The sequence below is a fragment of the Streptomyces fildesensis genome (genome assembly GCF_016107395.1).
GTDB classification, from domain to species: domain Bacteria; phylum Actinomycetota; class Actinomycetes; order Streptomycetales; family Streptomycetaceae; genus Actinacidiphila; species Actinacidiphila fildesensis.
In genome coordinates this window covers 1-545 of record NZ_JAAIKO010000165.1, presented here as the reverse complement: position 1 = coordinate 545, position 545 = coordinate 1, and the positions used below count along the sequence as shown (strand labels likewise).

Annotated in this window: 1 protein-coding gene; it reads right to left on the bottom strand. The window is 65.0% G+C overall.

Features of this window, described 5'->3' with window-relative positions; all coding sequences use genetic code 11:
• Positions 1-56: 56 nt before the first annotated feature.
• A partial coding sequence (locus C6N31_RS42415) for a transposase (protein ID WP_198359647.1) occupies positions 57-545 on the bottom strand: 489 nt, incomplete at its 5' end.

Sequence of the window (545 nt, the reverse complement as noted above, 5' to 3'; positions counted from 1 at the left end):
GCGGTCACGTCCGTTGGCGTGGTGTATCGACGGCCAATCGGTGACTCGTTTTCAGGTTAGGCGGTCAGGGCTGTCGTGCTCATCTCGTCGGTGGCTTCTCCCTCGATCGGGTGGAGTCGGCAGCGGGCGAGGATCTCGCTGCCGATGTAGCGCCGGGCCTCGATCCACTCGTCGGTCTGCTCGGCCAGGACCGCACCGATCAGCCGCAGGATCGCGGGCCGGTCGGGGAAGATGCCCACGACATCGGTGCGGCGGCGGATCTCCTTGTTCAGCCGCTCCTGCGGATTGTTTGACCAGATCGACTTCCAGACCACGCGTGGGAACGCGGTGAACGCCAGTAGGTCCTCCCGGGCGGCATCCAAGTGCTCCGCTGCGGCAGGGAACTTGTCGTCGAGGGTGGTGATGACCGACGCCATCTGATGGCGGACGGCGTCGGCGTCGGGTTGTTCGAAGACCGTCCGCAACAAGGTGGCCACCCACGGCTGGGCCGACTTGGGGACCTTGCTCAGCAAGTTGCGGGCGTAGTGGAGTCGTAAAGATTCAAC